Origin of the sequence: Haloplanus rubicundus (genome assembly GCF_003342675.1) — an archaeon.
Classification (GTDB): Archaea; Halobacteriota; Halobacteria; order Halobacteriales; family Haloferacaceae; genus Haloplanus; species Haloplanus rubicundus.
This window is the reverse complement of sequence record NZ_CP031148.1, coordinates 2,889,247-2,911,556: the sequence shown is the minus strand read 5'-3', so window position 1 is coordinate 2,911,556 and position 22,310 is coordinate 2,889,247. Positions and strand designations below refer to the sequence as shown.

26 protein-coding genes are annotated in these 22,310 nt (G+C 69.4%); 13 read left to right on the top strand and 13 right to left on the bottom strand.

All coding sequences use genetic code 11. The annotated features are described in order from the left end of the window. Window positions 1–2: 2 nt before the first annotated feature. Complete coding sequence (locus DU484_RS16020) at window positions 3–359, bottom strand: hypothetical protein (protein WP_114606429.1); 357 nt, start codon at window positions 357–359, stop codon at window positions 3–5. 110 nt (window positions 360–469) lie between these two features. Between DU484_RS16020 and DU484_RS16015 the strand changes: the two genes are divergently transcribed. From DU484_RS16015 to DU484_RS16005, 3 genes are all read left to right on the top strand, one after another. Next, window positions 470–874, top strand: coding sequence for a CBS domain-containing protein (locus DU484_RS16015; protein WP_114606428.1), 405 nt, complete (start codon window positions 470–472; stop codon window positions 872–874). Window positions 875–919: 45 nt separating this feature from the next. Further along, window positions 920–1,621, top strand: a complete 702-nt coding sequence (locus tag DU484_RS16010; protein WP_114606427.1) for a DUF4013 domain-containing protein — start codon at window positions 920–922, stop codon at window positions 1,619–1,621. Window positions 1,622–1,687: 66 nt separating this feature from the next. Beyond that, window positions 1,688–2,821, top strand: coding sequence for a DUF63 family protein (locus tag DU484_RS16005; RefSeq protein ID WP_114606426.1), 1,134 nt, complete (start codon window positions 1,688–1,690; stop codon window positions 2,819–2,821). Between the two features lie 9 nt (window positions 2,822–2,830). Here DU484_RS16005 and DU484_RS16000 read toward each other — a convergent pair whose 3' ends face one another. Together DU484_RS16000 and tbsP are read right to left on the bottom strand one after the other, a co-directional pair. After that, window positions 2,831–4,525 carry a YcaO-like family protein gene (locus tag DU484_RS16000; protein ID WP_114606425.1) on the bottom strand — a complete coding sequence of 565 codons (1,695 nt, stop codon included), beginning with the start codon at window positions 4,523–4,525 and terminating at the stop codon, window positions 2,831–2,833. Window positions 4,526–4,571: 46 nt separating this feature from the next. Beyond that, window positions 4,572–5,384 carry a transcriptional regulator TbsP gene (tbsP, locus tag DU484_RS15995; RefSeq protein ID WP_114606424.1) on the bottom strand — a complete coding sequence of 271 codons (813 nt, stop codon included), beginning with the start codon at window positions 5,382–5,384 and terminating at the stop codon, window positions 4,572–4,574. A 166-nt stretch (window positions 5,385–5,550) separates the two neighbouring features. Here tbsP and DU484_RS15990 point away from each other — a divergent pair, with 166 nt between their 5' ends. From DU484_RS15990 to DU484_RS15980, 3 genes are all read left to right on the top strand, one after another. Next, window positions 5,551–6,798 carry a serine hydroxymethyltransferase gene (locus DU484_RS15990; RefSeq protein WP_114606423.1) on the top strand — a complete coding sequence of 416 codons (1,248 nt, stop codon included), beginning with the start codon at window positions 5,551–5,553 and terminating at the stop codon, window positions 6,796–6,798. Between the two features lie 113 nt (window positions 6,799–6,911). Continuing rightward, on the top strand, window positions 6,912–8,093 hold the full coding sequence (locus DU484_RS15985; protein WP_114586931.1) for a tubulin/FtsZ family protein: 1,182 nt from the start codon (window positions 6,912–6,914) through the stop codon (window positions 8,091–8,093). A 44-nt stretch (window positions 8,094–8,137) separates the two neighbouring features. Continuing rightward, on the top strand, window positions 8,138–9,316 hold the full coding sequence (locus DU484_RS15980) for a tubulin/FtsZ family protein (RefSeq protein WP_114606422.1): 1,179 nt from the start codon (window positions 8,138–8,140) through the stop codon (window positions 9,314–9,316). A 5-nt stretch (window positions 9,317–9,321) separates the two neighbouring features. Here DU484_RS15980 and DU484_RS15975 read toward each other — a convergent pair whose 3' ends face one another. Further along, window positions 9,322–10,065 (bottom strand): hypothetical protein, encoded by a 744-nt coding sequence (locus tag DU484_RS15975; RefSeq protein ID WP_222844862.1) that lies wholly within the window; start codon window positions 10,063–10,065, stop codon window positions 9,322–9,324. Window positions 10,066–10,121: 56 nt separating this feature from the next. Further along, the gene (locus tag DU484_RS15970; protein WP_114606421.1) at window positions 10,122–10,568 is read right to left on the bottom strand and encodes a universal stress protein; all 447 of its coding nucleotides are present in this window, start codon (window positions 10,566–10,568) and stop codon (window positions 10,122–10,124) included. Window positions 10,569–10,731: 163 nt separating this feature from the next. Here DU484_RS15970 and DU484_RS15965 point away from each other — a divergent pair, with 163 nt between their 5' ends. Beyond that, window positions 10,732–11,619 carry a tetrahydrofolate dehydrogenase/cyclohydrolase catalytic domain-containing protein gene (locus DU484_RS15965; RefSeq protein WP_114606420.1) on the top strand — a complete coding sequence of 296 codons (888 nt, stop codon included), beginning with the start codon at window positions 10,732–10,734 and terminating at the stop codon, window positions 11,617–11,619. A gap of 170 nt (window positions 11,620–11,789) precedes the next feature. On the opposite strand, the gene DU484_RS15960 is transcribed toward DU484_RS15965, so the two are convergent. After that, complete coding sequence (locus DU484_RS15960; protein ID WP_114586926.1) at window positions 11,790–12,491, bottom strand: DUF7117 family protein; 702 nt, start codon at window positions 12,489–12,491, stop codon at window positions 11,790–11,792. A gap of 76 nt (window positions 12,492–12,567) precedes the next feature. Here DU484_RS15960 and DU484_RS20070 point away from each other — a divergent pair, with 76 nt between their 5' ends. After that, window positions 12,568–12,714, top strand: coding sequence for a hypothetical protein (locus tag DU484_RS20070; RefSeq protein ID WP_187347717.1), 147 nt, complete (start codon window positions 12,568–12,570; stop codon window positions 12,712–12,714). 193 nt (window positions 12,715–12,907) lie between these two features. Here DU484_RS20070 and DU484_RS15955 read toward each other — a convergent pair whose 3' ends face one another. From DU484_RS15955 to DU484_RS15945, 3 genes are read right to left on the bottom strand one after another with little or no spacing between them, the layout of a single operon-like run. Continuing rightward, window positions 12,908–14,083 carry an AI-2E family transporter gene (locus DU484_RS15955; protein ID WP_114606419.1) on the bottom strand — a complete coding sequence of 392 codons (1,176 nt, stop codon included), beginning with the start codon at window positions 14,081–14,083 and terminating at the stop codon, window positions 12,908–12,910. Between the two features lie 41 nt (window positions 14,084–14,124). Next, the gene (fen, locus tag DU484_RS15950; protein WP_114606418.1) at window positions 14,125–15,105 is read right to left on the bottom strand and encodes a flap endonuclease-1; all 981 of its coding nucleotides are present in this window, start codon (window positions 15,103–15,105) and stop codon (window positions 14,125–14,127) included. 27 nt (window positions 15,106–15,132) lie between these two features. Next, window positions 15,133–15,714 (bottom strand): GNAT family N-acetyltransferase, encoded by a 582-nt coding sequence (locus DU484_RS15945; protein WP_114606417.1) that lies wholly within the window; start codon window positions 15,712–15,714, stop codon window positions 15,133–15,135. Window positions 15,715–15,770: 56 nt separating this feature from the next. On the opposite strand from DU484_RS15945, the gene DU484_RS15940 reads away from it, so the two are divergent. Both DU484_RS15940 and DU484_RS15935 read left to right on the top strand, forming a co-directional pair. Further along, entirely contained in the window at window positions 15,771–16,373 is a 603-nt protein-coding gene (locus DU484_RS15940; RefSeq protein ID WP_114606416.1) for a class I SAM-dependent methyltransferase, read from the top strand. Between the two features lie 21 nt (window positions 16,374–16,394). Beyond that, the gene (locus DU484_RS15935; RefSeq protein ID WP_114586921.1) at window positions 16,395–16,814 is read left to right on the top strand and encodes a DUF3054 domain-containing protein; all 420 of its coding nucleotides are present in this window, start codon (window positions 16,395–16,397) and stop codon (window positions 16,812–16,814) included. Here DU484_RS15935 and DU484_RS15930 read toward each other — a convergent pair. Further along, complete coding sequence (locus tag DU484_RS15930; protein WP_114586920.1) at window positions 16,801–18,105, bottom strand: MFS transporter; 1,305 nt, start codon at window positions 18,103–18,105, stop codon at window positions 16,801–16,803. The two genes, DU484_RS15935 and DU484_RS15930, sit on opposite strands and share 14 nt — an antisense overlap. 197 nt (window positions 18,106–18,302) lie before the next feature. Here DU484_RS15930 and DU484_RS15925 point away from each other — a divergent pair, with 197 nt between their 5' ends. The 3 genes from DU484_RS15925 to DU484_RS15915 all read left to right on the top strand — a co-directional run bounded on the left by DU484_RS15925 (window position 18,303) and on the right by DU484_RS15915 (window position 20,202). Then, window positions 18,303–18,542, top strand: coding sequence for a hypothetical protein (locus DU484_RS15925; RefSeq protein ID WP_114586919.1), 240 nt, complete (start codon window positions 18,303–18,305; stop codon window positions 18,540–18,542). 159 nt (window positions 18,543–18,701) lie between these two features. After that, complete coding sequence (locus DU484_RS15920) at window positions 18,702–19,148, top strand: hypothetical protein (RefSeq protein ID WP_114586918.1); 447 nt, start codon at window positions 18,702–18,704, stop codon at window positions 19,146–19,148. A gap of 52 nt (window positions 19,149–19,200) precedes the next feature. Further along, window positions 19,201–20,202, top strand: a complete 1,002-nt coding sequence (locus DU484_RS15915) for an ornithine cyclodeaminase family protein (protein WP_114586917.1) — start codon at window positions 19,201–19,203, stop codon at window positions 20,200–20,202. Between the two features lie 4 nt (window positions 20,203–20,206). Here the strand turns inward: DU484_RS15915 and DU484_RS19635 are convergent, their stop codons facing one another. From DU484_RS19635 to DU484_RS15905, 3 genes are all read right to left on the bottom strand, one after another. Further along, the gene (locus tag DU484_RS19635; RefSeq protein ID WP_157969380.1) at window positions 20,207–20,383 is read right to left on the bottom strand and encodes a hypothetical protein; all 177 of its coding nucleotides are present in this window, start codon (window positions 20,381–20,383) and stop codon (window positions 20,207–20,209) included. Next, window positions 20,383–21,450 carry an mRNA surveillance protein pelota gene (locus DU484_RS15910; protein ID WP_114606415.1) on the bottom strand — a complete coding sequence of 356 codons (1,068 nt, stop codon included), beginning with the start codon at window positions 21,448–21,450 and terminating at the stop codon, window positions 20,383–20,385. Before DU484_RS15910 ends, DU484_RS19635 begins: the two co-directional genes overlap by 1 nt. Window positions 21,451–21,524: 74 nt before the next feature. Continuing rightward, a complete protein-coding gene (locus DU484_RS15905) occupies window positions 21,525–22,229 on the bottom strand; it encodes a DUF4013 domain-containing protein (protein ID WP_114606414.1) in 705 nt (234 codons plus the stop codon). Between the last annotated feature and the right edge of the window lie 81 nt (window positions 22,230–22,310).

The window sequence follows — 22,310 nt, the reverse complement described above, 5'->3', positions numbered from 1 at the left end:
CCTCACGGCGCGACGAACCGCTCGCCGAAGACGGGAATCGACAGGACGAGTCCGAGGAGGAGGGCGAGGATTCCGACCCCCGCCAGCGCCCGATGCCGGCCGTAGCCGAACAGACAGAGGCCGGCGCCGAGGGCGGGGAGGCCGGTCACGACGCCGCCGACGACGCCGAAGTCGGTCCACCGGGCGGGCGGCCAGACGGCGACGACCCCGACGAGCGCCGTCGCGAGGGCCGCGCCGGCGCCGATCCGCAGGAGACGGTCGTTCCGGCGGAGCGTCGCAGCCGTCAGGAGACAACACGCGAGCAGGCCGTTGATCGTCGCGGCGAGACTCAGGTCGTGGAGGAGGGCGTCGGGGAGCATCGGCGGGCGTCTCCCGATGGCACGCCCGGGCACACGAAGGCACCGGTGACGCGGAGCCACTCGCCCCCGTCGCGACGGGCTTATGTGCCTGTATCGTGCAGTGTCAACGCATGACAGACACGCTGGTCAGCGACGCCATGACCACGCCGATGCTCACGCTCGATGCGGACACGCCGGTCGACGAGGCCGCACGGGGGATGCTGGAGGCCGGAATCAAATCCGTCGTCGTCGTCGGCGAGGCCTGTCGTCCCGAGGGCATCTTCACGTCGACGGACGCCGTCCGCGTGGCGGCGGACGCCACCCCGGCCGACGAGGCGACCGTCGGCGCGTACATGACGACCGACGTGGAGACGGTGCGACCGGACGACCCCCTCACCGTCGCCGCCCGGCAGATGGTCGACGCCGACATCAGCCACGCCCCCGTGACCGACGCCGACGGCAACGGGGTGGGCATCCTGACGACGACGGATCTGGCCGAGGCGCTGTCGGCGGCCGACGCCCCCATCCAGGGGTAGTGGCCGCTGGCAAAGACTTACCATTCGTCCCGGAAATACGTCGGTATGGCGATAGATCTAGAGCGGGTCGTAACCTACCCGACCAACTCCGACGACTGGCTCAAGACGGTCCTCATCGGCGGGGCGTTGACCCTGTTTTCGTTCCTCATCGTCCCGGCGTTTCTGGTGTACGGCTACGTCCTTCGCGTCCTGCGTGACGGGATCGAGGGGCAGGAGAATCCTCCCGTCTTCGACGACTGGGGGACGCTCCTGAAGGAGGGCGTGGTCGCGTTCGTCATCGTCTTCGTCTACCAGTTGATCCCCTTGCTCGTCTTTCTCTTGACCGTCGGCGGCTCGCTCGCGGCTATCGCGTCGGGGTCGGAGGTGGGCGCGGGCGTCGGCATCGCCGGCCTGCTCGGCGGGCTGGCGCTCTCGACGCTGCTCGCGCTGGCGTTCGGATACGTCACCCTGATCGGCCTCACCAACTACGCCCACGTCGGCACGCTCGGCGCGGCGTTCGACCTCGACGTGATCGGCTCGGTCGCGACGGACCGGACGTACGCCATCCCGTGGCTCTACGGGGTCGGGGTGTTGCTCGCCGCCGCCGTCGTCGCGAGCGTCCTCGGCATCGTCCCCTTCGTCGGCGCCATCGCCGGCGTGTTCGTCACCTTCTACGGCCAGGTCGCGGCGGCGTGGGTCTGGGGCACGGGCTTCGGCGACGCCATCGGGGGCGGCGACGACGCCGACGTCGATCCGGCGGTCGCCTGATCGCCCGCGTGCGCTCCCGTCGCCCACAACCACAACCCTGAAACGCACCGGTGCCGGCGTTGGGATATGGCCACGGTCGCGGAACGCCTCGACGTCGAACCGCTGCAGCTCTGGACCGGGTCGGTCCTCGCGCTTCTCGTCGCCCTGATCGGCGGGTCGCTCCTGTTCCCGCGTACCGTCTACGACGGGTTCGTCTGGCACTTCTTCTGGGGACCGGTGCAGGCCGACGCCAACAGCGCCTTCTGTGCGATCCGTGAGGGCGGCGCCACCCGCTATCTCTACGAGTCCGCGGCGTGTTCGGCCGCGCCGGAGCCGGTCGCCTACCCCGGCTACACGCTCGTCTCCGAGGTGGGGTACGTCGTCATCCTGCTCGTCGCCCTCTCCGGTCTCGTCTTCCTCCTCCGCGCCCTCGATCTCGGCACCGACCGCGAACTCTTCTTCTCCCTCCTGCCGTTCGTCTTCTTCGGCGGCGCGCTCCGCGTCGTCGAGGACGTGACCGACGCCGCCGCCGATCCGCTGATCGACTACCCGCTCAACACGCTGCTCATCAGCCCGGTCATCTACTTCACCGTCTTCGGCGTGACCCTCGCCGCCGTCGTCGCGAGCGTCGCACTGGCCCGCCGGAACGTCGTCGGTGACTACACCCGACCGCTCCTCGCGTCCGGCGTCGTCGTCCTCGTGGCGACCCTCCTCTTCCTGCTCTGGAGCGCCGTCGCCCCCGACGGTCCGGGCACCTTCTACCCGCAGGTGATCGTCGTCATCCTCGCGGGGTCGACGATCTCGGCCGCCGGGACGTGGTGGCTGATCGAGCGCTTCGCCCCGGCGGTCAACGCCGGCACCGGTCGCATGGGCTTCGTCGTCATCTGGGGCCACGCCGTCGACGGCGTCGCCAACATCGTCGGTCTCGACTGGATGGTCGCGCTCGGCGCCGGGCCGAACCTCGTCCCCAAACACCCCGTCAATCGGGCCATCGTCGAGATTACGGGATCGACGCTACCCGCGTCCGTCCTCGCCGTCACCGGCGACACCTGGCCGTTCCTCGTCGTGAAACTCGTCGCCGCCACCGTCGTCGTCTGGCTGTTCGACGCACAGATCTTCGACGAGAACCCGCGGTACGCCATCTTGCTCATGATCGCCATCCTCGCCGTGGGGCTGGGGCCGGGCACCCGCGACATGTTGCGGGCGACCTTCGGCGTGTAGCGGCGGGGGCTACGGATAGGGGTGGAACCCCCGGTCGAGACGGGGTTCGTAGCCCATCTCCGGGGGGACGTTCTCGGCGCGGTCGCCGAAGAAGGGATCGCCGACGAACAGCGGCTGTGCGGTCGGGGAGAGCACGCGAACCGCCTCGAACCCCAACTCGGCCACGTCCGGCGTCGTGAGGCGGGCGGCGTAGGCGTCGAGGCCGGCGTCGGTCGCCCGCGAGACGACCGCGTCGAGTTCGGCCGCGCCCGCCGGGACCGGATCGGGGCCGACGGTCGACGCCGGCACCTCGCCGTCGACGCCGAGGAACGCCTCGGCCGCGGCCGGGAGGTCGGCGTAGTGGCCGATGGCGCCTTCCTCGCCGTTCGCCTCCTCCGGCCCCATCGCCCGCAGTTCCATCCAGTTCTGGAGCGCCTCCGCGAGCGCCGACCGGGCCGCGGCCGCGGCGTCGAGGTCCGCCCCCGATCCGACGGCGAACCGGGGCCACTCCCCCTCGCGGTGGACGGCGACGGCGACGACCGGGACGTCCACGTCCGCGGTGACGAGTAGCGGCGTCACCGACAGCCGTTCGGCGCGGGCGCGGTCGACCAGCGCCGAGAACCCCTCGTCGTCCACCGCCAGCCCGAGCGGTTCGTACGTCGAGTACCAGGCGAGCATCGTCGCGTCGCGTTCGATCACCTCGTACAGGCCCGAGAGGATGGCTTCGACGCCCGAACTGCCCAGCCCCAGCCCCGTCGTGATCGGTGGCCGGTATCGCTCCGCGGGCGGCGGGTAGTGGACGAACTCCGCGGGGAGGGCCACGGCGTCGCCGGTCGCCAGATCCTCGCCGGGCACCCACGGGATCGGATCGGCTCCCGCGTCCCGGTCGTCGGGGCGGACGAACGTCGTCGGGGAGATTGCCTCCCGTCCCTCGACCGTCGTGGCCGCGGGCGGGGCGTCCGCGAACTCGGCCTCGCGGTAGACGCCGGCGCAGTAGCGTTCCAGCCCCTCGCCGAGCGCCTTCACGAACGCGCGGTCCCAGTCGTCGTCGACGCCCGCCGTGAGGGCGGCGGCCCGGGCGTCGCTGAAGACGCTCGTGTCGGACGTGGACGCCAAGTAGTACGGCGCCGGGAACGACTCGCGTTCTCCCACCTGCGTCAGGAGGCCGACCCGGTCGTCGACGGCCCGTTCGGCGCGAGCGAGGGCGTCGTCGAGGGTGGCGTCGCGGTGGGTCCGCCGGAGGCCACGGTCCCGATTTTCGGCACGTGGGACCGCGAACACCCGCCGCTCGCCGCCGGGCACCTCCACGACGGTTCCGGCGAGGTCCGCGCCGGAGAGCAGCGAGACGAGGCGGTGGCCCGCGACGGCGCCGGCGAGGCGGACGGCGCTTCGACTCCCCGTCGGGTCGCCGCTCCCCTCGACCTCCGCGGCAGCGACGCGCTCCCGGAGGTCGCGGTAGCCGACGCCGTCGGCGAAGACCGTCACCGTCGCGTCGAGGTCGGGGATGGCGACGCCGCCGAGACCGCCGATTTCGACGGCGAGCCAGCGCGTGGCGGCCGCGTCCGCCGCCTCGAAGGCCGGTGCGCCGGCCGGGGCGATCACGACGCCGAGGGAGTACGAGTCGAGTCCGTCCGGCGGCACCGCCGCCGCCGTCGCGTCCACGTCGTCGAGCGCGGCCCGGACCGACTCGGCCGCCGGTCCGCTCCCCGCGATACCGATCTGCATGGCTCGGCCGACGCTGTCCGGGGAGAAAAGTGGTCGGGAGTCGCGGTCAGGCGTGGTTGAGCGTCACCGCGGCGAGTTCGGCGGGCGTCGCCTCCTCGAATCGGTCCTCGTTGAGTTTCAGCCGCAGGCGGGGTCGACCCACGTCGATGGGAACCTTCTCCGTCCGGATGAGTCCCTCCTCCTCGAGGGTGGTCTTGGTCCGCGAGAACGTGGCCTTGCTCGCGATGCCCACGTCCTCGCCCCACTTGCTGATGTCGTACAGGAGCACGTCGTTGCGGGCGGCGACGAGGAGCGTGAGCGTCACCTCGTCGAACTCGCCGGTGGCATCGCGGGCGGACTGGAGCGCTTCGAGCGTGGCGTCGAAGTCGGCCCGGGTGTCCTGCCCGATGTCCTCGCCGAGCGTCTCGCGGACCAGCGACAGGGGTGGCGTCCGGAGGTTGAACGACTCCGCTCGCTCCCACTGGGTCTCGTAGGTGTCGCCGGCGGCGGCGACGAAGTCGTCCGCGTCGGTTCCGAGCGCGGCGACGTGGTCGTCGGCCCCGACCAGCGCCCACACAGCCTCGTCGGTGAGTACGAGCGCGTTGGCGGCGGCCGTTCCCGTTCGCACGGAGAGCGTTCCCGACTCGATGTGGTCGGCGGCGTTGCTCGCCACGACGAAGTCGTCCATCACGTCTTTCAACACCGCCGCCTCGGTCAGAATCCGGACCGACGGCGGGTTCGCCACCGTCGACGTGACCGTCGTGAGCGCCTCGACCATTCCCCCGGTCGGATCGACCAGCAACAGCGCGTCGGTCGACTCGAACACCGTCTCCAGTACCTCCTCGAAGCTCTCTCCGTGCAGGTTCACCCCGTCGACCATGGCTTCAATATCTTCGCACCTGTATTAATTTTAACGACCCCTCTATCGCGTAACAGAGTAATTTTAGAGTTGTACCAACCGTTAATTTTCTTGACGACGACCGTCCGCGCCGGCCGCCGGTTCGAGTGAGAGACAGCTTTATGCCTCGGTTGCCACGCGGGTACACATGGACTACAGTCACGTCCGAGCGACCGATCCGGCGGTCGCGGACGCGATCTCCGCCGAGACCGAGCGCCAGCGAACCACGCTATCGATGATCGCCTCGGAGAACCACGCGAGCGAGGCCGTGATCGAGGCCCAGGGAAGTAGCCTCACCAACAAGTACGCCGAGGGTTACCCCGGCGAGCGCTACTACGCCGGCTGTCGGTACGCCGACGCCGTCGAGGAGCTGGCAATCGAACGCGCCAAGGAACTCTGGGGCGCCGAGCACGTCAACGTCCAGCCCCACAGCGGCTCGCAGGCGAACATGGCGGTGTACCTCGCGACCCTCGATCCCGGCGACCGCATCCTCTCGCTCGAACTCGAACACGGCGGTCACCTGAGCCACGGCCACCCCGCCAACTTCGCCGGGCAGCTGTTCGACGTGGAACACTACCGCGTCGACCCGGAGACGGGGTATCTCGACTACGAGGCGCTGGCCGACACCGCGGACTCCTTCGACCCCGACGCTATCGTCTCCGGCTTCTCCGCCTATCCGCGGCAGGTCGACTGGGAGCGCATCGACGCCGTCGCCGACGCCGTCGACGCCATCCACGTCGCCGACATCGCCCACATCACCGGCCTCGTCGCCGCGGGCGTCCACCCCTCGCCCGTCGGTGTCGCGGACTTCGTCACCGGGAGCACGCACAAGACCATCCGCGCCGGCCGCGGCGGGATCATCATGTGCGGGGCGGAACACGCCGACGCCGTCGACAACGCCGTCTTCCCCGGGGTACAGGGCGGGCCCCTCATGCACAACGTCGCCGGCAAGGCGGTTGGATTCGGCGAGGCGCTCGACGACTCCTTCACCGCATACGCCGAGCAGGTGGTCGACAACGCCCACGCGCTGGGCGAGCGACTCGCCGACCACGGCCTCTCTCTGGTCTCCGGGGGCACCGACACTCACCTCGTCCTCGTCGACCTGCGCGAGTCGCATCCGAACCTCTCGGGCGGCGACGCGGAGGACGCCCTCGACGAGACGGGTATCGTCCTCAACGGCAACACGGTGCCGGGGGAGACGCGCTCGCCGTTCGACCCCAGCGGCATCCGCGCCGGAACGGCGGCGCTCACCACCCGCGGCTTCGAGGAGGAGGCCATCCGCGAGGTGGGCGATCTGATCGCGCGCGTCCTCGACGCGCCCGCGGACGACGCCGTCCTCGACGACGTGAGCGACCGGGTAGACGAACTGTGTGCGGCCCACCCGCTGTACGAGTAACCGGCTACCCGACGCCAACCGTGTCGGTCCCGTCCCGTCCACCTCGACCGGGAGCTATCAGCACTGAACCAAATTAACTATACCCCTCGGCCCAGTCAAGCCAACCGACGGTTATGAAACTCGCTACAATCGGTGTCGGCAACGCTGGAAGCAAGCTCGTAGACCGAATGGTCGAGTTCGAATCCGAGACCAATCGGAACCTCTGTCGACACGTCCACGCGATCAACACCGCGCGAACGGACCTCGCCAAGCCCGAGTATATCCCCGAAGAGCAGCGGGTGCTGGTCGGCGACACGAACCAGAAGTCGAAAGGGCACGGCGTCGGCGGCGACGTCGAAATCGGTGCCGAGGTCATGTCCGGCGATATCGACGAGCTCCGTCGGGCCTTCGACGACATCGAGATTCACAACGTCGACGCGATTCTCGTCGCGGCCGGCCTCGGTGGCGGTACCGGAAGCGGCGGTGGCCCCGTGGTTATCGACGCCCTCCAAGAGATGTACGACGAACCGGTGTACGCCCTCGGCGTCCTCCCCGGCGAGTACGAGGGTGGCCGCCCGGCGCTGAACGCCGCCCGGTCCCTCCAGTCGTTCGTCAACAAGACGGACAACTTCATCGGCTTCGACAACGACGCTTGGCGCGCTCGTGATCAGACGATCGAGGAAGGCTACGAGGAGATGAACCGCGAACTGGCCGCCCGGATCGTGACGCTGCTGGCGGCCGGCGAAACCGACGACTCGGAGGTCGCGGAGAACGCGATGGACTCCAGTGACATCATCCGCACGCTCAACACCGACGGGGTCTCCTCGATCGGCTACGCCGCCACCGCGGTCGACGCGGGGCCCGAGGGCCTCCTCGACCGGTGGGGCGGCAGCGGCAAGGACGAGGACCCCCTCGACGACGCCAGCCAGGCGACGAAGATCAAGGCGCTCGTCCGCCGGGCGACCAACTCCCGGCTGACGCTGCCCTGTGAGGTATCGAGCGCCGAGCGGGTGCTCGTCGTCCTCTCGGGACCGCCGGGCGAGTTCTCCCGGAAGGGCATCGAGAGTGCCCGCCAGTGGCTCGAACAGGAAGCCCAGACGGTCGAGGTGCTCGTCGGTGACGATCCGCGCGAGCGCTCGTCGCAACTCGCCGCGGCGGTGCTCCTCTCGAACGTCTCGGACGCCCCGCGGATCGATGCGATCCAGAATCAGGCCGTCGACGCCCAGGAACAGATCGCTCAGCAGCGGGCCGAGCGCGAGGACAAGATCAACGACCTGATCACGGACGAAAACGACGACCTCGACCCCGTCGTCTGAACCGTGCCCCGAACCGAACGCACTCCGGTCGGACGAGGGCGACGATGAAACTCGCGCTCGTCGGTATCGGCGGTGCCGGTAGCCGTCTCGTCGACACGATTCGCGGCGTCGAGACGGCGGGTGATCGGAAGCTCTGCTACGGGCATCTGCTGACGGTCGACATCTCCCGGACGGTCGACGACGAGTTCGATCACGTCCCGCCGGAGAAACACGTGACCATCGGCGACACGCACCGCGAGGTCGATTCGGGCGTCGACGGTGACCAGGACCTCGCCGTCGAGATCAGCCGCACCGACTTCCCCGAGATACACCGCACGCTCGATTCGATACCCATGCGCAAACTCGACGGCGTGTTGGTCGTCGCGGGGCTGGGTGGCGGCACCGGCAGCGGCGCCGGAGCCGTCCTCGTCGAACGGCTGCAGGACATGTACGACAAGCCGGTGTACGTCCTCGGCGTCCTCCCCGGCGAACACGAGGGTGGCCGCCCGGCGTTGAACGCCGCGCGGTCGCTCCGGTCGCTCGTCCCGGCGGCCGACAGCGTCCTGTTGTTCGACAACGACCGGTGGGTCAGCGGGAGCGACGCCGACACCGACGCGGACGACAACGACGGGTACGCACGGGCGAACCGCGAACTGGCGTCCCGAATCGTGACGCTGTTCGCCAGAGAGAACACCGACCCCGAATCCATCGGGGCGAACACGATGGATTCGAGCGACCTCATCCGAACGCTCTCGCCGGGCGGCGTCGCCTCCATCGGCTACGCCGAGACCGACCTCGACGACGGCGGCGGCTTCCTGTCGTGGCTCCGCTCGCTGCTCCCCGGCGGTGGCGACGACGACTCGGACGAACCGACCGACGCAGTGAAGATCCAGAGTCTGGTTCGACAGGCACTCAACTCACGGCTGACGCTGCCGTGTGAGGTGTCGAGCGCCGAGCGGGCGCTCGTCGTGCTCTCCGGGCCCCCGGAGGAACTCTCCCGACGCGGCTTCGAAAGCGCCCGCCAGTGGCTCGAAGAGGAGACGGAGACGGTCGAGGTGCTCGCCGGCGACGACCCGCGGGCGGGAGCGTCGACCGTCTCGGCGGTCGTGTTGCTCTCGAACGTCACCGAGGTTCCCCGGATCGACTCGCTGCAACGGCGGGCCGTCGAGCACGAAGGTGCAGGCGAAAACGAGGACCGAAACGGAACCGCCGATCCCGTACAGGCGACCGACGAGTCGGACTGACTCCCCTACCGCCGGTCACCGTCGGCACGCGGGCGAACCGCGTTCGCGAACGTCACGAGCAGGCCGAGCATCCAGCCGATAGGGACGGCGAGACCGGCCCACATCCCCACGAACGCGGCGCCGGATAGGTTGAACTGCTGTCGGATGACCGTGTTGAGATTCCCGACGGCGAGAACGTTGTCGAGGAGCCACGCGGCGAGTGACGTGCTCCGCGGAAGGATGACCTCGCCCAGGGTGGGCGAGAAGAGCGCGGCCGTCACCGGTGGGAGAAAAATCGCCGCGACGGCGAACGGGTACGCGGCGACGAGGGTCAGTCGCCGACCGCCGGCCCGAGTGGTGCCCCACGCGAGCGCGGTGGATATCGTCGCGACCACGCTGGCCGTGAGGACGGCGGCGAACCCCGAGGCCGGAAGCTGCCCCCAGGCGATCACCGTCAACGTGCCCCAGACGACGGCCACGACGGCGACGATGGCGACCAGCCCCAGGCCGGTGGCGATGCGGTTGAGCCGTCGGGTCACGTACCTGGCCCAGAACCCGGCGACTGCGAACGGGTAGGCGGCGGCGATCAGTACGGCCCCCAGTCCACTCCAGGCCCAGAACGCCAGGCGGTCCCGAATCGTCTCGGGCTGCCAGCGATTCCGGGCCGGATGACTGTGCGACTCCACCGAGAACAACAGCTTTCGCCACGCAGTCAGCAGCCAGATGAGATCGGCTTTGATCGCGGTGACGAGTTGGGAGTCCGTCGACATCGATCGACGGTACTCGACACGGGGCGTTAACAGTTTTCGCTTGGCTGCCGGTCGAGTTACTCGACTTCCGTCTTCACGACCGTCACCGGCTCGTCGGCCAGCCGGACCACGCGGTCCGTGACGCTCCCGAGGAGGCTCCGGTACTCCTCGGGATGGCGTCGGGTGCCGAGGACGATCAGATCGACGCCCTCCTCGTCGGCGTACTCGACGATTTCCTCGTGGGGGCGCCCGTGTCTGAGCTCTTCGAGCACCTCGACGCCCCGGTCGGCGGCGCGCTTTCGCACCGCCGCGAGCGCCTCCTCGCCGACTTCCTCCAGCCCGTGTTCCGGGCCCTCACGTTCGTCGACGTACTCGTCGCCGCTGTACGCCGAGTAGACGTCGCTGTCGACGACGAACAGGACGTGGAGCATGGCGTCGTGGAGGTCGGCCAGGCCGATGGCGTGACTCGTCGCGTTCTTCGACGCGACGCTGCCGTCCGTGGCGAGCAGGATGTTCTCGTACATGGCTGCGCGTTCGCCGCCCCAGGGGAAAAATGACGCCCCCGATTCTCGGCTGCCGGTACTGCATCGGACAGTCCGGGCGGCGCCGCGTCGTGATCGGCACCAGCCGTCACAACAATCCGTAGCAACCAGTGCGTTGAAGGCCGTCCCCCTCGCCTGTCGGGACATGACCGACATCATCGACGGCAACGCCGTCGCCGCCGAGGTACGCGACGGTCTGGGAGCGGCCATCGACACGCTCGACGACGCGGACGTCACGCCCACGCTCGCCACCGTCCTCATGAGCGACGACCCCGCGAGCCAGACGTACGTCTCGATGAAACAGCAGGACTGCGAGGAGGTCGGCATCGAGGCCCTCGACGTGGAGATCGATCCCGACGCGCCCGCCGAGGAGCTGTTCGACACCGTCGCCGACCTGAACGCCGACCCCGACGTGAACGGTATCCTCGTCCAGATGCCCGTTCCCGACCACATCGAGGACCGCGACGTGATCCGCGCCATCGACCCCGCGAAGGACGTGGACGGCTTCCACCCCGAGAACGTCGGCCGCCTCGTCGCGGGCGACCCCGTCTACAAGCCCTGCACCCCCCACGGCGTCCTCAAACTCCTCGACGCGGCCGACGTGGAGACGGAGGGCGCCGACGTGACCGTCGTCGGCCGCTCGAACATCGTCGGCAAACCCCTCGCGAACCTCCTGATCCAGAAGGCCGACTACGGCAACGCGACGGTGACGGTCTGTCACTCCCGCACCGACGACCTCGCCGAGAAGACCCGCCGGGCCGACGTGGTGATCGCCGCCGTCGGCGTCCCGGAACTCGTCGACGGCTCGATGATCGCCGACGGCACCGTCGTCATCGACGTGGGTGTCAACCGGGTCGAACGCGACGGCGAATCCACCCTCGTCGGCGACGTGGACTTCGAGAGCGCGAAGGCGAAAGCGAGCGCCATCACGCCCGTCCCCGGTGGCGTCGGCCCGATGACGCGCGCGATGCTCCTCTACAACACCGTGAAGGCAGCGAGCCGGCAGGCAGACGTGCCGGTCGATTTGGAGTAACGAAGCCGCTCCCGGGCGGACGCCCCGCCTTCGACACTGGCGTCCGCGTGACGCTCACGCCAGTCGCTCCCGGGCGGACGCCCCGCCTTCGACACTGGCGTCCGCGTGACGCTCACGCCAGTCGCTCCCGGGCGGACGCCCCGCCTTCGACACTGGCGTCCGCGTGACGCTCACGCCAGTCGCTCCCGGGCGGACGCCAGTGCCGATTCGTCCCCTCGCATCAGATATTCCCCCACCTCGCGGGCCGCCCGCACCAGCGACTCCGCCTCCGTCGGCGACACGTCGCCCTGGAGTGCCTTCACCCGCTTGACGCGTTCGTGGATCGTCCCGAGGGTCCGCCGCGCCTCGGGGTCCGGATGTTCGTCGAGCCACTCGACGACGTCCCGGCGGTAGTCGTCGACGGCGTTCGCGTACGCGAGGCCGCGGGCCTCGGTCCACGCGGGCGATACGTCCTCCGGCGGCGGTCGCTCGCCCTCGTCGGCACCGCGAAGCAGGGCGAGCAGATAGCGTTCGTCGTCGTCGGTCGGGTCCCGCGCCCGCCCGTACAGGTCTATCACCTGCAGTAGTTCGTGGGCGGCGAGGACCGCGTCGTCGAGGGGTTGGAGGGCGCCGCCGTCGACGAAGCCGCGCTTGCGGACGTACTCGCGCAGGGCGGCCTTGCAGTCGTCGACGCGGTCGGCGAGTTCGTCGTCGGCCCACGCCGCGCGGTAGGGGGACAGATCCAGCGTCGCGGGGGCGTCGGTGTGGAGGTGTCGATCGTCGACGCCGACGCTCCGGAGGCTCTCGCAGGCCGGACACGCCACGCTCCCCGTCTCGTAGTACGACCACCGGTGGCCACACGACTGACACTCCCGCTGGCCGCGAACCTTCATAGCCGCCGTTGGCCGGGCGGCGACAAAAGGCCGACGCTCCGGGGAAGCTACGGGGCCGGAGCCTCAACCCTCACGTATGCGCGACGAAGCCGAGGTTCGCGAGCAGTACGAGTTTCTTCAGGAACAGCTCGACGACGAGGAGATGCGCCACGAGGGTGTCCGAGAACTGTTCACGCACTACAAACGCGCGCTGGGGTGGGTGCTCGAGGAGGAGTATATGTAGCGGCGAGGCGGTATCTTTATGAGTAGGGATCACTCAGTATCTGGTGACGCTTCGCTTGGAGGGCCGAAGCGTCAGCGGGGACCAATTCAGGGCGGCAAGCATCCACGCGATTTTCGCGTGGCTTGCTTCCTTTTGCACCAAATTCGCCAGCGGCGACGCCGCCGGCCCGTGACACGACATCCGACAGCGACGGCTACGCGCCCGTATCGTCGCCCGTGCCGTCGGTGTCGGCGTCCAGACCGGTGTACGGCTCGCCCGTGCCGACGGTCCCGGGATCGACCGCGTACGGCTTGATCGGTTCCCCGTCCAGCAGTTCGGGGAGCACCAGCCGTGCGAAGTGGACGACCAACACGAGAAGCATCGGCGTGAGGAAGATGCCGTACCAGCCAAAGAGGAGCGGGCCGAAGGTGTAGGCGATCATCAGGCTCCCGACGTGGAGGCTGCGGCCGGAGACGTACGGCCGGAGCACCAGGTCGGGGATGGTGTCGACGATGACGAAGGAGATGGCGGCGAAGAGAACGACGAACCACAGTCCCGTCGGATCGGTGAGCGCACCCACGACGGCGAGATAGAGCGCGACCGGCACGTAGACGAGTTTCATGCCGACGATGGGGATGAGACTCGCCACCCCGGCGAGCAGGCCGACGAGGGGGGCCGCCGGAATCGCGAGTCCCGCCGGCGCGTAGACGTTCAGAATCGAGTACGCGAGGACGCCGATGCTCCCCGTCAACACCGCGTTGAGGATGTTGCCGAAGAAGATGGCCTTGAAGTCTCGGTCGACGGCGCGGCCGTAGGTCTCCAACACGCCGCGCTCGTCGCCGAACTTCCGGACGACCCACCGCGACAGTCGGTCCCCGTCGCGGAGCAGGTAGAAGGAGAGCGCGAGCATCACGAACAGGTGGACGGCGCCGATACCGACGAACGCCACCGTATCCACCGCCGATCCGAGCGAGGAGAGGAGCGACCGGACGCCCTCGGCGGTGAGATACTGCTCGAGGTCGAGTTGGAGGAGTGTGGCCGGATCGGCGATGCTGTCGAGCAACTCCTGGTCCACGAGCGGCCACCGCGTCGGGTCGAGCGCCCCGCCGTTGACGTACCGCAGGAGTTCCCCGAGCGCGATGCTCAAGGCGTAGGTGACGAGGACGAGTGCGGGGAGCGCGAGCGCGAACAGCGAGACGGCGGCGGCGAGGCTCGCCGGCCGGATCACCCGGCGCAACCGACGGTAGATCGGCCGGGTGGCGTAGTAGATGAACACCCCGAAGACGAAGGTGCCGACGAACCGGTAGACGACGTAGAGCAGCGCCGCCCCGAGCGCGATACCGAGACTCCACCAGCCGAGGCGGTACCGAGAGAGTTCGACGGCGGGCATGGTGACGACCCACGCGGGCCGGGGGAAAAAAGCTGCCGCGCCTACGTCCAGCGATCGAGGCCGGTCTGGACCAGCGACGCCTCGATGCGCTCGAAGCCGCGTTCGACCTCGTCGGTGTCGATCTCCCACGTCTCGGTCACGTACTCGCGCGCGGCGGCCACGTCGGGGTCGATGTCGGCGTCGACCGCGTAGTCGTCGGTCACCGGGGGGTTGCGAAAGAGGTCACGCACCCGGTCGGCGTTCGGCACCTGCCAGCCCTCGGCCTCGACGGCGGCCCACAGGTCGCCGTGCTCCGTGATCGCTCCGAGCGCCGTCTTCGGTCCCACGCCGTCGACGCCGGGGTTGAAGTCCGTCCCACAGAGGATGGCCACGTCGATCAGTTGTTCCAGCGTGATGTCGTGGCGCTCCAGCGTCGCGTCGAGGTCCATCAGTTCGGGCTGCCCCTTGCTCGTCAGTTGGCGGAGCGTACGCGGTGCGCCGAAGAGCAGGGTGTCGTAGTCCTCGCTGCCAGCGTAGTCGGCGTCGCCCCGGCGGGCCATGTACGCCGCCTGCGCCTCTCCTTCCGCGGGCGCGTCGACGGTCGGCACGTCCAGCAAGGCGAGGAGTTCCCGGGTCGTCTCCAGAATCGTGTCGGTCAGACGCTGGGTGCGGGCTTCGAGGCGAGCGGCCTCGATGGCGTCGCCGCGTTCCTCCGCCTCGGCAAGCCGTTCCTCGGCGCGTTCGCGCTTCTCGCGGCGTTCGGACACCTCCGCCTCCTTCAGGTCGGTGACGCCCCCGTCGAAGACGAAGACGGGCGTCAGGTCGTGGTCGAAGAACTTGGGGAGTCCCTGCACGACGCCGACGAGGTTCGCCACCTCCTCGCCCCCGCTCGTCGTGTAGGCCGCGTCGTTCGTCCACTTGACCGTCGTCGTCAGATATCTGTACAGCCAGTTGTGCGCGTCGACGGCGACGACGCTGCCCGCCACCTCGTCCCACGTCACGTCCCGGAGCGCGGCGAGTTGCCGGAGGTCTGCGTTGCCCATCGGCGTCCGGTAGGGCGCGACCGACTTTCAACCTCCGGGTTCGTCGTCGCAAGGCGGATCGACGACCGACGGCGGCCCCGCCGCCCGCTTCTCGTCGAGGCGGGCCAGCGCCTCGGCGTCGAGGTCGCGCTCCCGGTAGCGGTCGAGCCCCGACCGGTAGGCGTCGGCGTCGACGACGGCGGGCCGGACGGCCGACCGCTCGCAGACGAGTTCGGCCAGCCCCGTCTCCGTGCCCGTGAACGCGAAGCCGGCGCGGTGGGCGGCGACGTAGGCGGCGGGATTGTTGACGGCGATCCGAACCCGGTCGTAGCCCCGGTCGGCGGCGCGGGCGGCGACGAACGCCAGCAAGCGGGCGCCGAGGCCCTCGCCCCGCCGGTCGTCGCGGACGGTCACGTAGCGGACGACGAGGCGGCCGGCGTCAGTGCGGTCGGGGTCGAACGACGCGGCGGCGAGGAGATGGTCGTCGTACTCGCCCACCCCTCGCTCCCCCTCGCGCACGACCGCTTTCCCGGTCGACCCGCGGACGAACTTGCCGGCGTAGGCGAAGCGGCGGTAGTCCAGCCGGAGCGTCGGGGCGTCCGGCGGCCACCCGAGGAGGGCGAAGTCCATGGTCGGGCTACGCCGTCGACCCCAAAACCGTTGGCGCTCGGGGTTCCACTCCCGCCATGCACGGACCCGGCGACGTCGACTTCTTCGACCGCGTCGCGCGTCTCTACGACCGCCTCGCGCCGGCAACCGATCCCGAACCCCTCTGGGCGGGGCTGGCGCGGGCCGACCGGCCCGTCGAGCGGGTGCTCGACCTCGCGGGTGGGACGGGACGGGCCGCGCGGGCGATTGCGGCCCCCGTCGGAATCGCCCGTGCCCCCGAGACGGTCGTCGTCGACGCGTCGCGGGCGATGCTCGCCCGCGCCGCCGACCGGGGGACACCGGCGGTGCAGGGCGACGCCGGTCGGCTCCCGTTCCGCGACGCGAGCGCGGACGCCGTCGTCGTCCTCGACGCGCTCCACCACCTGCCCGAGCAGGGGGCGGCGCTCGCGGAGGCGGCGCGGGTCCTGCGGCCGGGTGGCGTCTTCGTGGTTCGGGAGTTCGATCCCCGGACGCTTCGGGGGCGGGCGCTCGTCGCGGCCGAAGGCGCCGTCGGCTTCGATTCGACGTTTCGCGGGCCGGACGCGTGGGCGACGGCGCTCGACGACGCCGGGTTGGTCCCCAGGGTCCTCGACCGCGGCTTCGCGTTCACGGTCGTCGGCAAAAAGCGGGAGAGCCAATAGGCCCCGGGAGCAAGCGCGGATATGGCAAACGCAGTCGCGAACTTCTTCGACCGTCGTCTCGACGGCCGAGCGGCGCCACTGGCGATCGGTGATCTGTTCGTCGTCGCCCTGCTGTTCAGTTGGGGGACGATCCACCACAACGGCCTCGCGTTCGTCGCGTCGAACCCCGGCTACCTCGCGGGCACCATCGCCCCGTTCGTGATCGGGTGGGTGATCGCAGCCCCGTTGCTCGGCGCCTACTCTCCCGGCGCTGCGGAGTCGGCGAAGGCGGCCGTCCCGCTCGCGCTCCGGTCGTGGCTCCTCGCCGACGCCATCGCGCTGGGACTCCGGGCGACTCCGTTCGTTCGCGGCGGCGTCCAGCTGTCGTTCGTCCTCATCTCGCTCGGCGTCGGATTCGTGGGCCTCGCGCTCTGGCGGACGCTCTTTTTCAAGCTCCGGTAGCGCTCCGTCGTTCCCGGCGGATCAACAGGAGCGCGAACGCCGACGCGACCAGCGCGATGCCCGCGAGCGTCGCGAAGAGGGCGCCCGCGTCGCCGTAGGTGAGGATGGCGCCCGCGAGGCCGCCGCCGAGCGCCCCGACGCCGAAACCGCCGAGGTAGGTGTAGCCGTAGGAGAGCCCGCGCGTCCCGGCGGGCGTGTGGTCGGCGACGGCCGCCTGGTAGAGCGGCTGGGCGGTAAACAGCGTCACGCCGAACAGCGCGCCGAAGACGAGTAGGGGGGCGATGCCGAGCGCGGCGACGGGGAGGAAGGCGAGCGCGAGGACGGCGAGGACGCCGAAGACGGCGGCGATGCCGTACTCCGGCGGCAGGCGGTCGGTGAGTTTCCCGCCGACGTACTGGCCGGCGACGCCGACGAGGAGGAGGCCGGCGTAGAAGTAGCGCTCGGGATTGATCGTCCGGCCGCCGCCGTCGAGGCCGGGGGCGACGGCCGAGAGCGCGATGGGTTCGAAGCCGGGGAGGCCCTCCAGCAGGTCCGGGAGGAAGGTCAACACCCCGCGGTAGAAGAGACCGTTGGCGATGACGACGACGAAGACGATGGCGAAGGCGCCGACGAAGAGCTGCCGGGACGCCGTGAGGAACTCGCCGAACGAGTCGACGCCGGTTCCCGCACGGGAGTCGCCGCCGTCGGTGGCGACGTCATCGGTTCCGGCCGTCTCGTCGAACTCGGCGCGGAGGGCGTACAGCCCGGCGACGGCGGCGGGCACCGCGAGTACCAGCGCCACCGTCGTCCAGTCCATGACGAGGAGGAGGGTCGCGGTGACCAGCGGGCCGAGACCGATGCCGAGATTGCCGGCGATGCCGTGGTACGCGAAGCCGGTGCCCCGCTCCGTGACGCCCTTGCTGATGAGCGTCAGCCCGGCGGGGTGGTAGACGCTGGCCGCCGCGCCCCACGCGAGGAGCGCGAGCGTCACCACGAGGAGGTTCGGAGCCGCACCGAGCAGGAGGAAGGACCCGGCCATCCCGAACAGACAGGCGGCGATGAGCCGACGCGAGCCGATCCGGTCGACGACGATGCCGCCGGGGAGTGCGCCGAGGCCGAACAGCGCGTAGCCCGCGGTGACGACGACCCCGAGCGTCGCCTGCGTGACGCCGATCTCCAGCCCCGCGAGCTGCAGGGAGTCGAACTCGGCCAGCCAGATGGACACGAAAATCGGGATAGACAGCTCGTAGGTGTGGACCATCCCGTGGGCGAGCATGACGAGTCCGGTGATCGACCGATCGTTACCGTTCATGTCTAATCCCACGACGCGAGTAAATTTAATTCCTTTTACTACGAACTTGAAATATAATTATCTTACGTGGCGGACTGGCCCACGGCCGGCGATACAAAACTTATAAGATGGTTTTTGGGATGCATTGAAAGACGTTTGTCGTGCCTACGGGAAAGAATTATATGGCCTCCGAAAAAATTATCGTGCGAGTGGTACGCATGCCAGACTACTACGACTACGTCCTCGCGTTCGTCCCCGTCGCTCTCGTCGGCATCACGACCGTTCTGGGCGCGGCCGGCGTCGACCTCCTCGTCGCCATCCCCGTCGGTGCGGCCGCCGCGAGCCTCGCCGTCGGTCACGCCCTCTTCGTCAACGGACCGGTCACCGGTCCGACCGACGAGACGCCGGTTCGGTCGTCCACCCCGTCGACCGACCATCAGCCGATCAACGCAGACTGATCCGGTTTCTTGTACGTCAGTACCGGTCGTTCGCCAGAACGGTCGGCGAACCGCCGGTAGACAGGTACAATGATCCGTATGCGTGCCGATTTCGCGATGACGCTTCCGAAAGAAACGTCTGACAAAGGTATAATATCCTTCAGGCAGTCGTCATAGGGCATGGTGAAGAGCACCGTTCGGTTTCCCGAGTCCGTCGTCGGCGAAATCGAAGCGCTGGTCGAGGACGGACGCTTCGAGAGCAAGTCCGAGTTCTACCGGTTCTCCACGGACTACGTCCTGAATCAGGTGCTCGACGACTACGAACCGGAGACCATCGACTACCGCGAGATCAAAGCCGAGGTGATGCCGGAGCGCGAGCGAACGCTGGGCACCGAGGAACGGGAGGACGGTCCCCCGTTTCTGGAGTCGGTGTCGTTCGTCCGGAAACTCGCGCTCCGTGGCAAGTTCAACGACGCCGAGGACTTCATCGACCACCAGTACGCCGCCGGCGACCGACACGCCATCCTCCTCGAGGAGATTCTGCGCCTCTATCGCTCCGACCGGCGACGCCGGGCCGCCCCCCTCGAGCGCGACTCCCAGCGACCGGAGTTCGACGACCGGCCCTGACCGACCCGCGAGGCGGGCCACACTATAACTATCCGCCGCTCACAGTGAGCGTATGACCGACACCCTGTTCCTTTCGAGCGACGACGTCGCCGGCCTCGCGACGCCCGCGGAGTACGTCGACGCCGTGCGCGAGGGCTACCGACAGCGCGGCGAGGGCGCGCCCGCCGAACCCCGGACCGCCCTCTACAACGACGCCCCGCCGGGCCTCTTTACCTCCTACGCCGCCGTCCTCCCCGACACCGGGGTCATGGGCGGGTACATGTACTCGGCGGGCTTCGGCGCGGGCGACGCGTGGTTCGTCACGCCGCTGTTCGACGCTGACTCCGGAGAACCCCTCGCGCTCGTCGACGGTGCGAGCATGAACCCCTTCAAGACGGGCGCCGCGGGCGCCGTCGGCGTCGACGCCCTCGCCCGCCCCGACGCCTCGGCCGTCGCCGTCTTCGGGTCGGGCGCGCAGGCCCGCGGCCAGCTTCGCGCCGTCGACGCCGTCCGCGACGTGGAGACGGTGTGGGTCTACTCGCCCACCAAATCGAGCCGCGAGTCGTTCGCGGGGGAGATGGACCGCGTCCTCGACGCGAGCGTCGCCGCCGTCTCCTCCAGCGCCGCGGCCGTCGAGGGCGCCGACGTGGTGATCACCGCCACGAACTCCCCGGAACCGGTCTTCGACGGCGACCTGCTCGAACCCGGCGCGCACGTCACCGCGATGGGGCAGTACCACCCCGAGAAACGCGAACTCGACGACACCACGGTCGCGCGGTCGACGTACGTGGTCGACCTGCGTGGCCGACTGGAGCAAGACGCCGGCGCCTACATGCACGCCGTCGAGTCCGACGCCATCGAGGCCGATCACTGCCACGCCGAACTCGGCGAGGTGGTCGCCGGCGACGCCGACGGCCGCACGGACCCCGACGAGATAACCGTCTTCGACAGCGGCGGGACGGGCATCGAGACGACGGCGGGCGCCGCCCTGGTCTACGAGAAGGCGCGCGAGGCGGGACTGGGCCAGTCCATCGACTTCGCCCCCGCGAGCGACGCGCTGACCGGGCGGGAGTAGTCGCCTACTCCCCAGACCGCGAGAGGACGCCGCCGCCGACCAGACAGCACAGCGCCGCGCCCACGTACGGCACCGACTCGGCGAGAGAGATGAACCCGCCCACCATCCCGGCCGCGCTCCCCAGAAAGAGCAGACAGGCGAGCGCGAGAAAGGCCTGACCGACGAGTCGCGTGCGGCGCATCATTCGAGCCGGTAGCGCAGCAGCGCCGCGATGCCACCCAGATTCTTCAGGCGCTGCCCCGGTTCGAACTCGCCGGAGAACACCACCACGTCGCCGCCCTGTCGCTCGACGGACGTGATGACCTCGTCGGCGTCGACGTCCCACTCGCCACGTCCCTGTCGCTCCTCTCGGAGTCGGTCGTCGAGGACGAGCAGGGTTTCGACCGCGCCGAACTCGGCCGCCTCGGCCACCGCCTCGGGGCCGTACGTCGCCTTCGCGCCCGTCGCCATCTCCTCGGTCAACTCGTCGATGAGTTCCGCCTCGCGGGCGATGCGTGTCTCCGTCTGTACGTCTTCGAGGGCGCCCCGCTTCAGCACCTCGTGGACTCCCCGGTCGCCGACGCCCGAGGTGTCCACCGTGGTCGTCTTCGCCGCGACGTCGGGGAAGTTCTCCTGCAGATGGTCCAGCGCGTCCTGTTTCGTAAAGCCCGGCCCCGCGAGGATCACCGCGTCCGCGTCGAGGTGGGACAGTGCCTCGCCGAGTTCGGCGAACAGTTCCGAACGCGGGCGGGCGTACTCACCCTTCCCCGTCGGGCGGGTGAGGGAGGCGTACTCCTCGGTGCCGTACTGGGCGACGGTGTGGACGTGGGCCTCGCCTTCCTCCACCGTCGCGATGGCCACCTCCGGATTCTCGGCCGCGGCCTCGGCCTCCTCGATGCGCTCCATCTGGTCCGGTTTGAAGTGTTTTGCTATCGTCAGCTCGTCGTGTTCCTCGACGTTCAGCGTGTGGTGGTGGCCCAACTGGTCCTCGCGGGAACAGCCGACGATGACGCCGCTCACGCGGAGGCGGTTGGCGAAGCGGGCGAACTCCACGTCCTCCACCTCCAGCGTGACGTGGATGTGTTCGCGCTCGCCGCCGGTGTCGCGCATCTGGTCGTCGTCGCGCTGGATGCGGCGACTCGTATCCCCCTCCACGTCGTCACCGGGTTCGAGGACGTAGGACAGGTGCCAGAGGTCGTCGACGTTCTCGGGGACGACCGTCAGCCGGGTGCGTCCCTCCTCGCCGCGACCACGGCTCTGAATTCGCATATCGGAGGGTCGCGGTCCGGGGACTCATGCCTTGTCATTCGACCCGCGAAAAAATCCGATCGGCCCGTCGGGACTTAGACCGCCGGCCGCTCCGCACCCATCTCGCCCTCGCCGTCGTGGAGTTCGAGGCCGCGGCAGTCGCCCCACGCGTGGCCCACGACGTAGTACGCCGCGGTGATGGCGTAGAAGCTCACGAACGCGCCGACGACCGTCCCGAGGAGAGGGACGACGTTGAGGACGGCGGCCACGAGACCCGCGCCGAGGATGATCGCGAAGCCGGTCACCCACGCCGTCGCGTACGTCCCCGAGGTGAGGACGGGACGGAGGTCATCGACGGCGAAGCCCGACCGGATCGACCCCTGTTCGGCGTAGTTGGCGACGGCCGCCGGGATGATGTACGCCGCCAGCAGGCCGAGTGCGAGCGCGAGGAGGCCGCCGACGAGGCTCACCGCGCCGACGACGAGTCCGGACCGGGGCCCGGGACCCGCGACGGCGGCCGCGAGACCGGCCGTCACGGCGACCAGAACGGCGGGCACCAGCCCGTACACGAGGGCGATGGCGAACGCTCGAAGGCCGTCGCCCGCCAGGTTCCCCCAGTCGTCGAACTGCGGCGCCGTCTCGTCGCCGTGCATCGTTCCGCGCAGTACGCGGACCAGATAGCCCGCGACGAGTACCGTCGGCACCACGAGGAAGCCGAGAAGCGTCAACAGTCCGCCGACTACGACCGTCTTGACCCACCCGTCGCTCTCGCGAAGGTAGGTGAGGGATTCGGTGATCATGGTAGTTCGAGCCCAACGGGCCGATCCAGTTTGCTCGGTACTACGACGTCGGCTCGGCTATTAAAGATACGTAGGCTGACA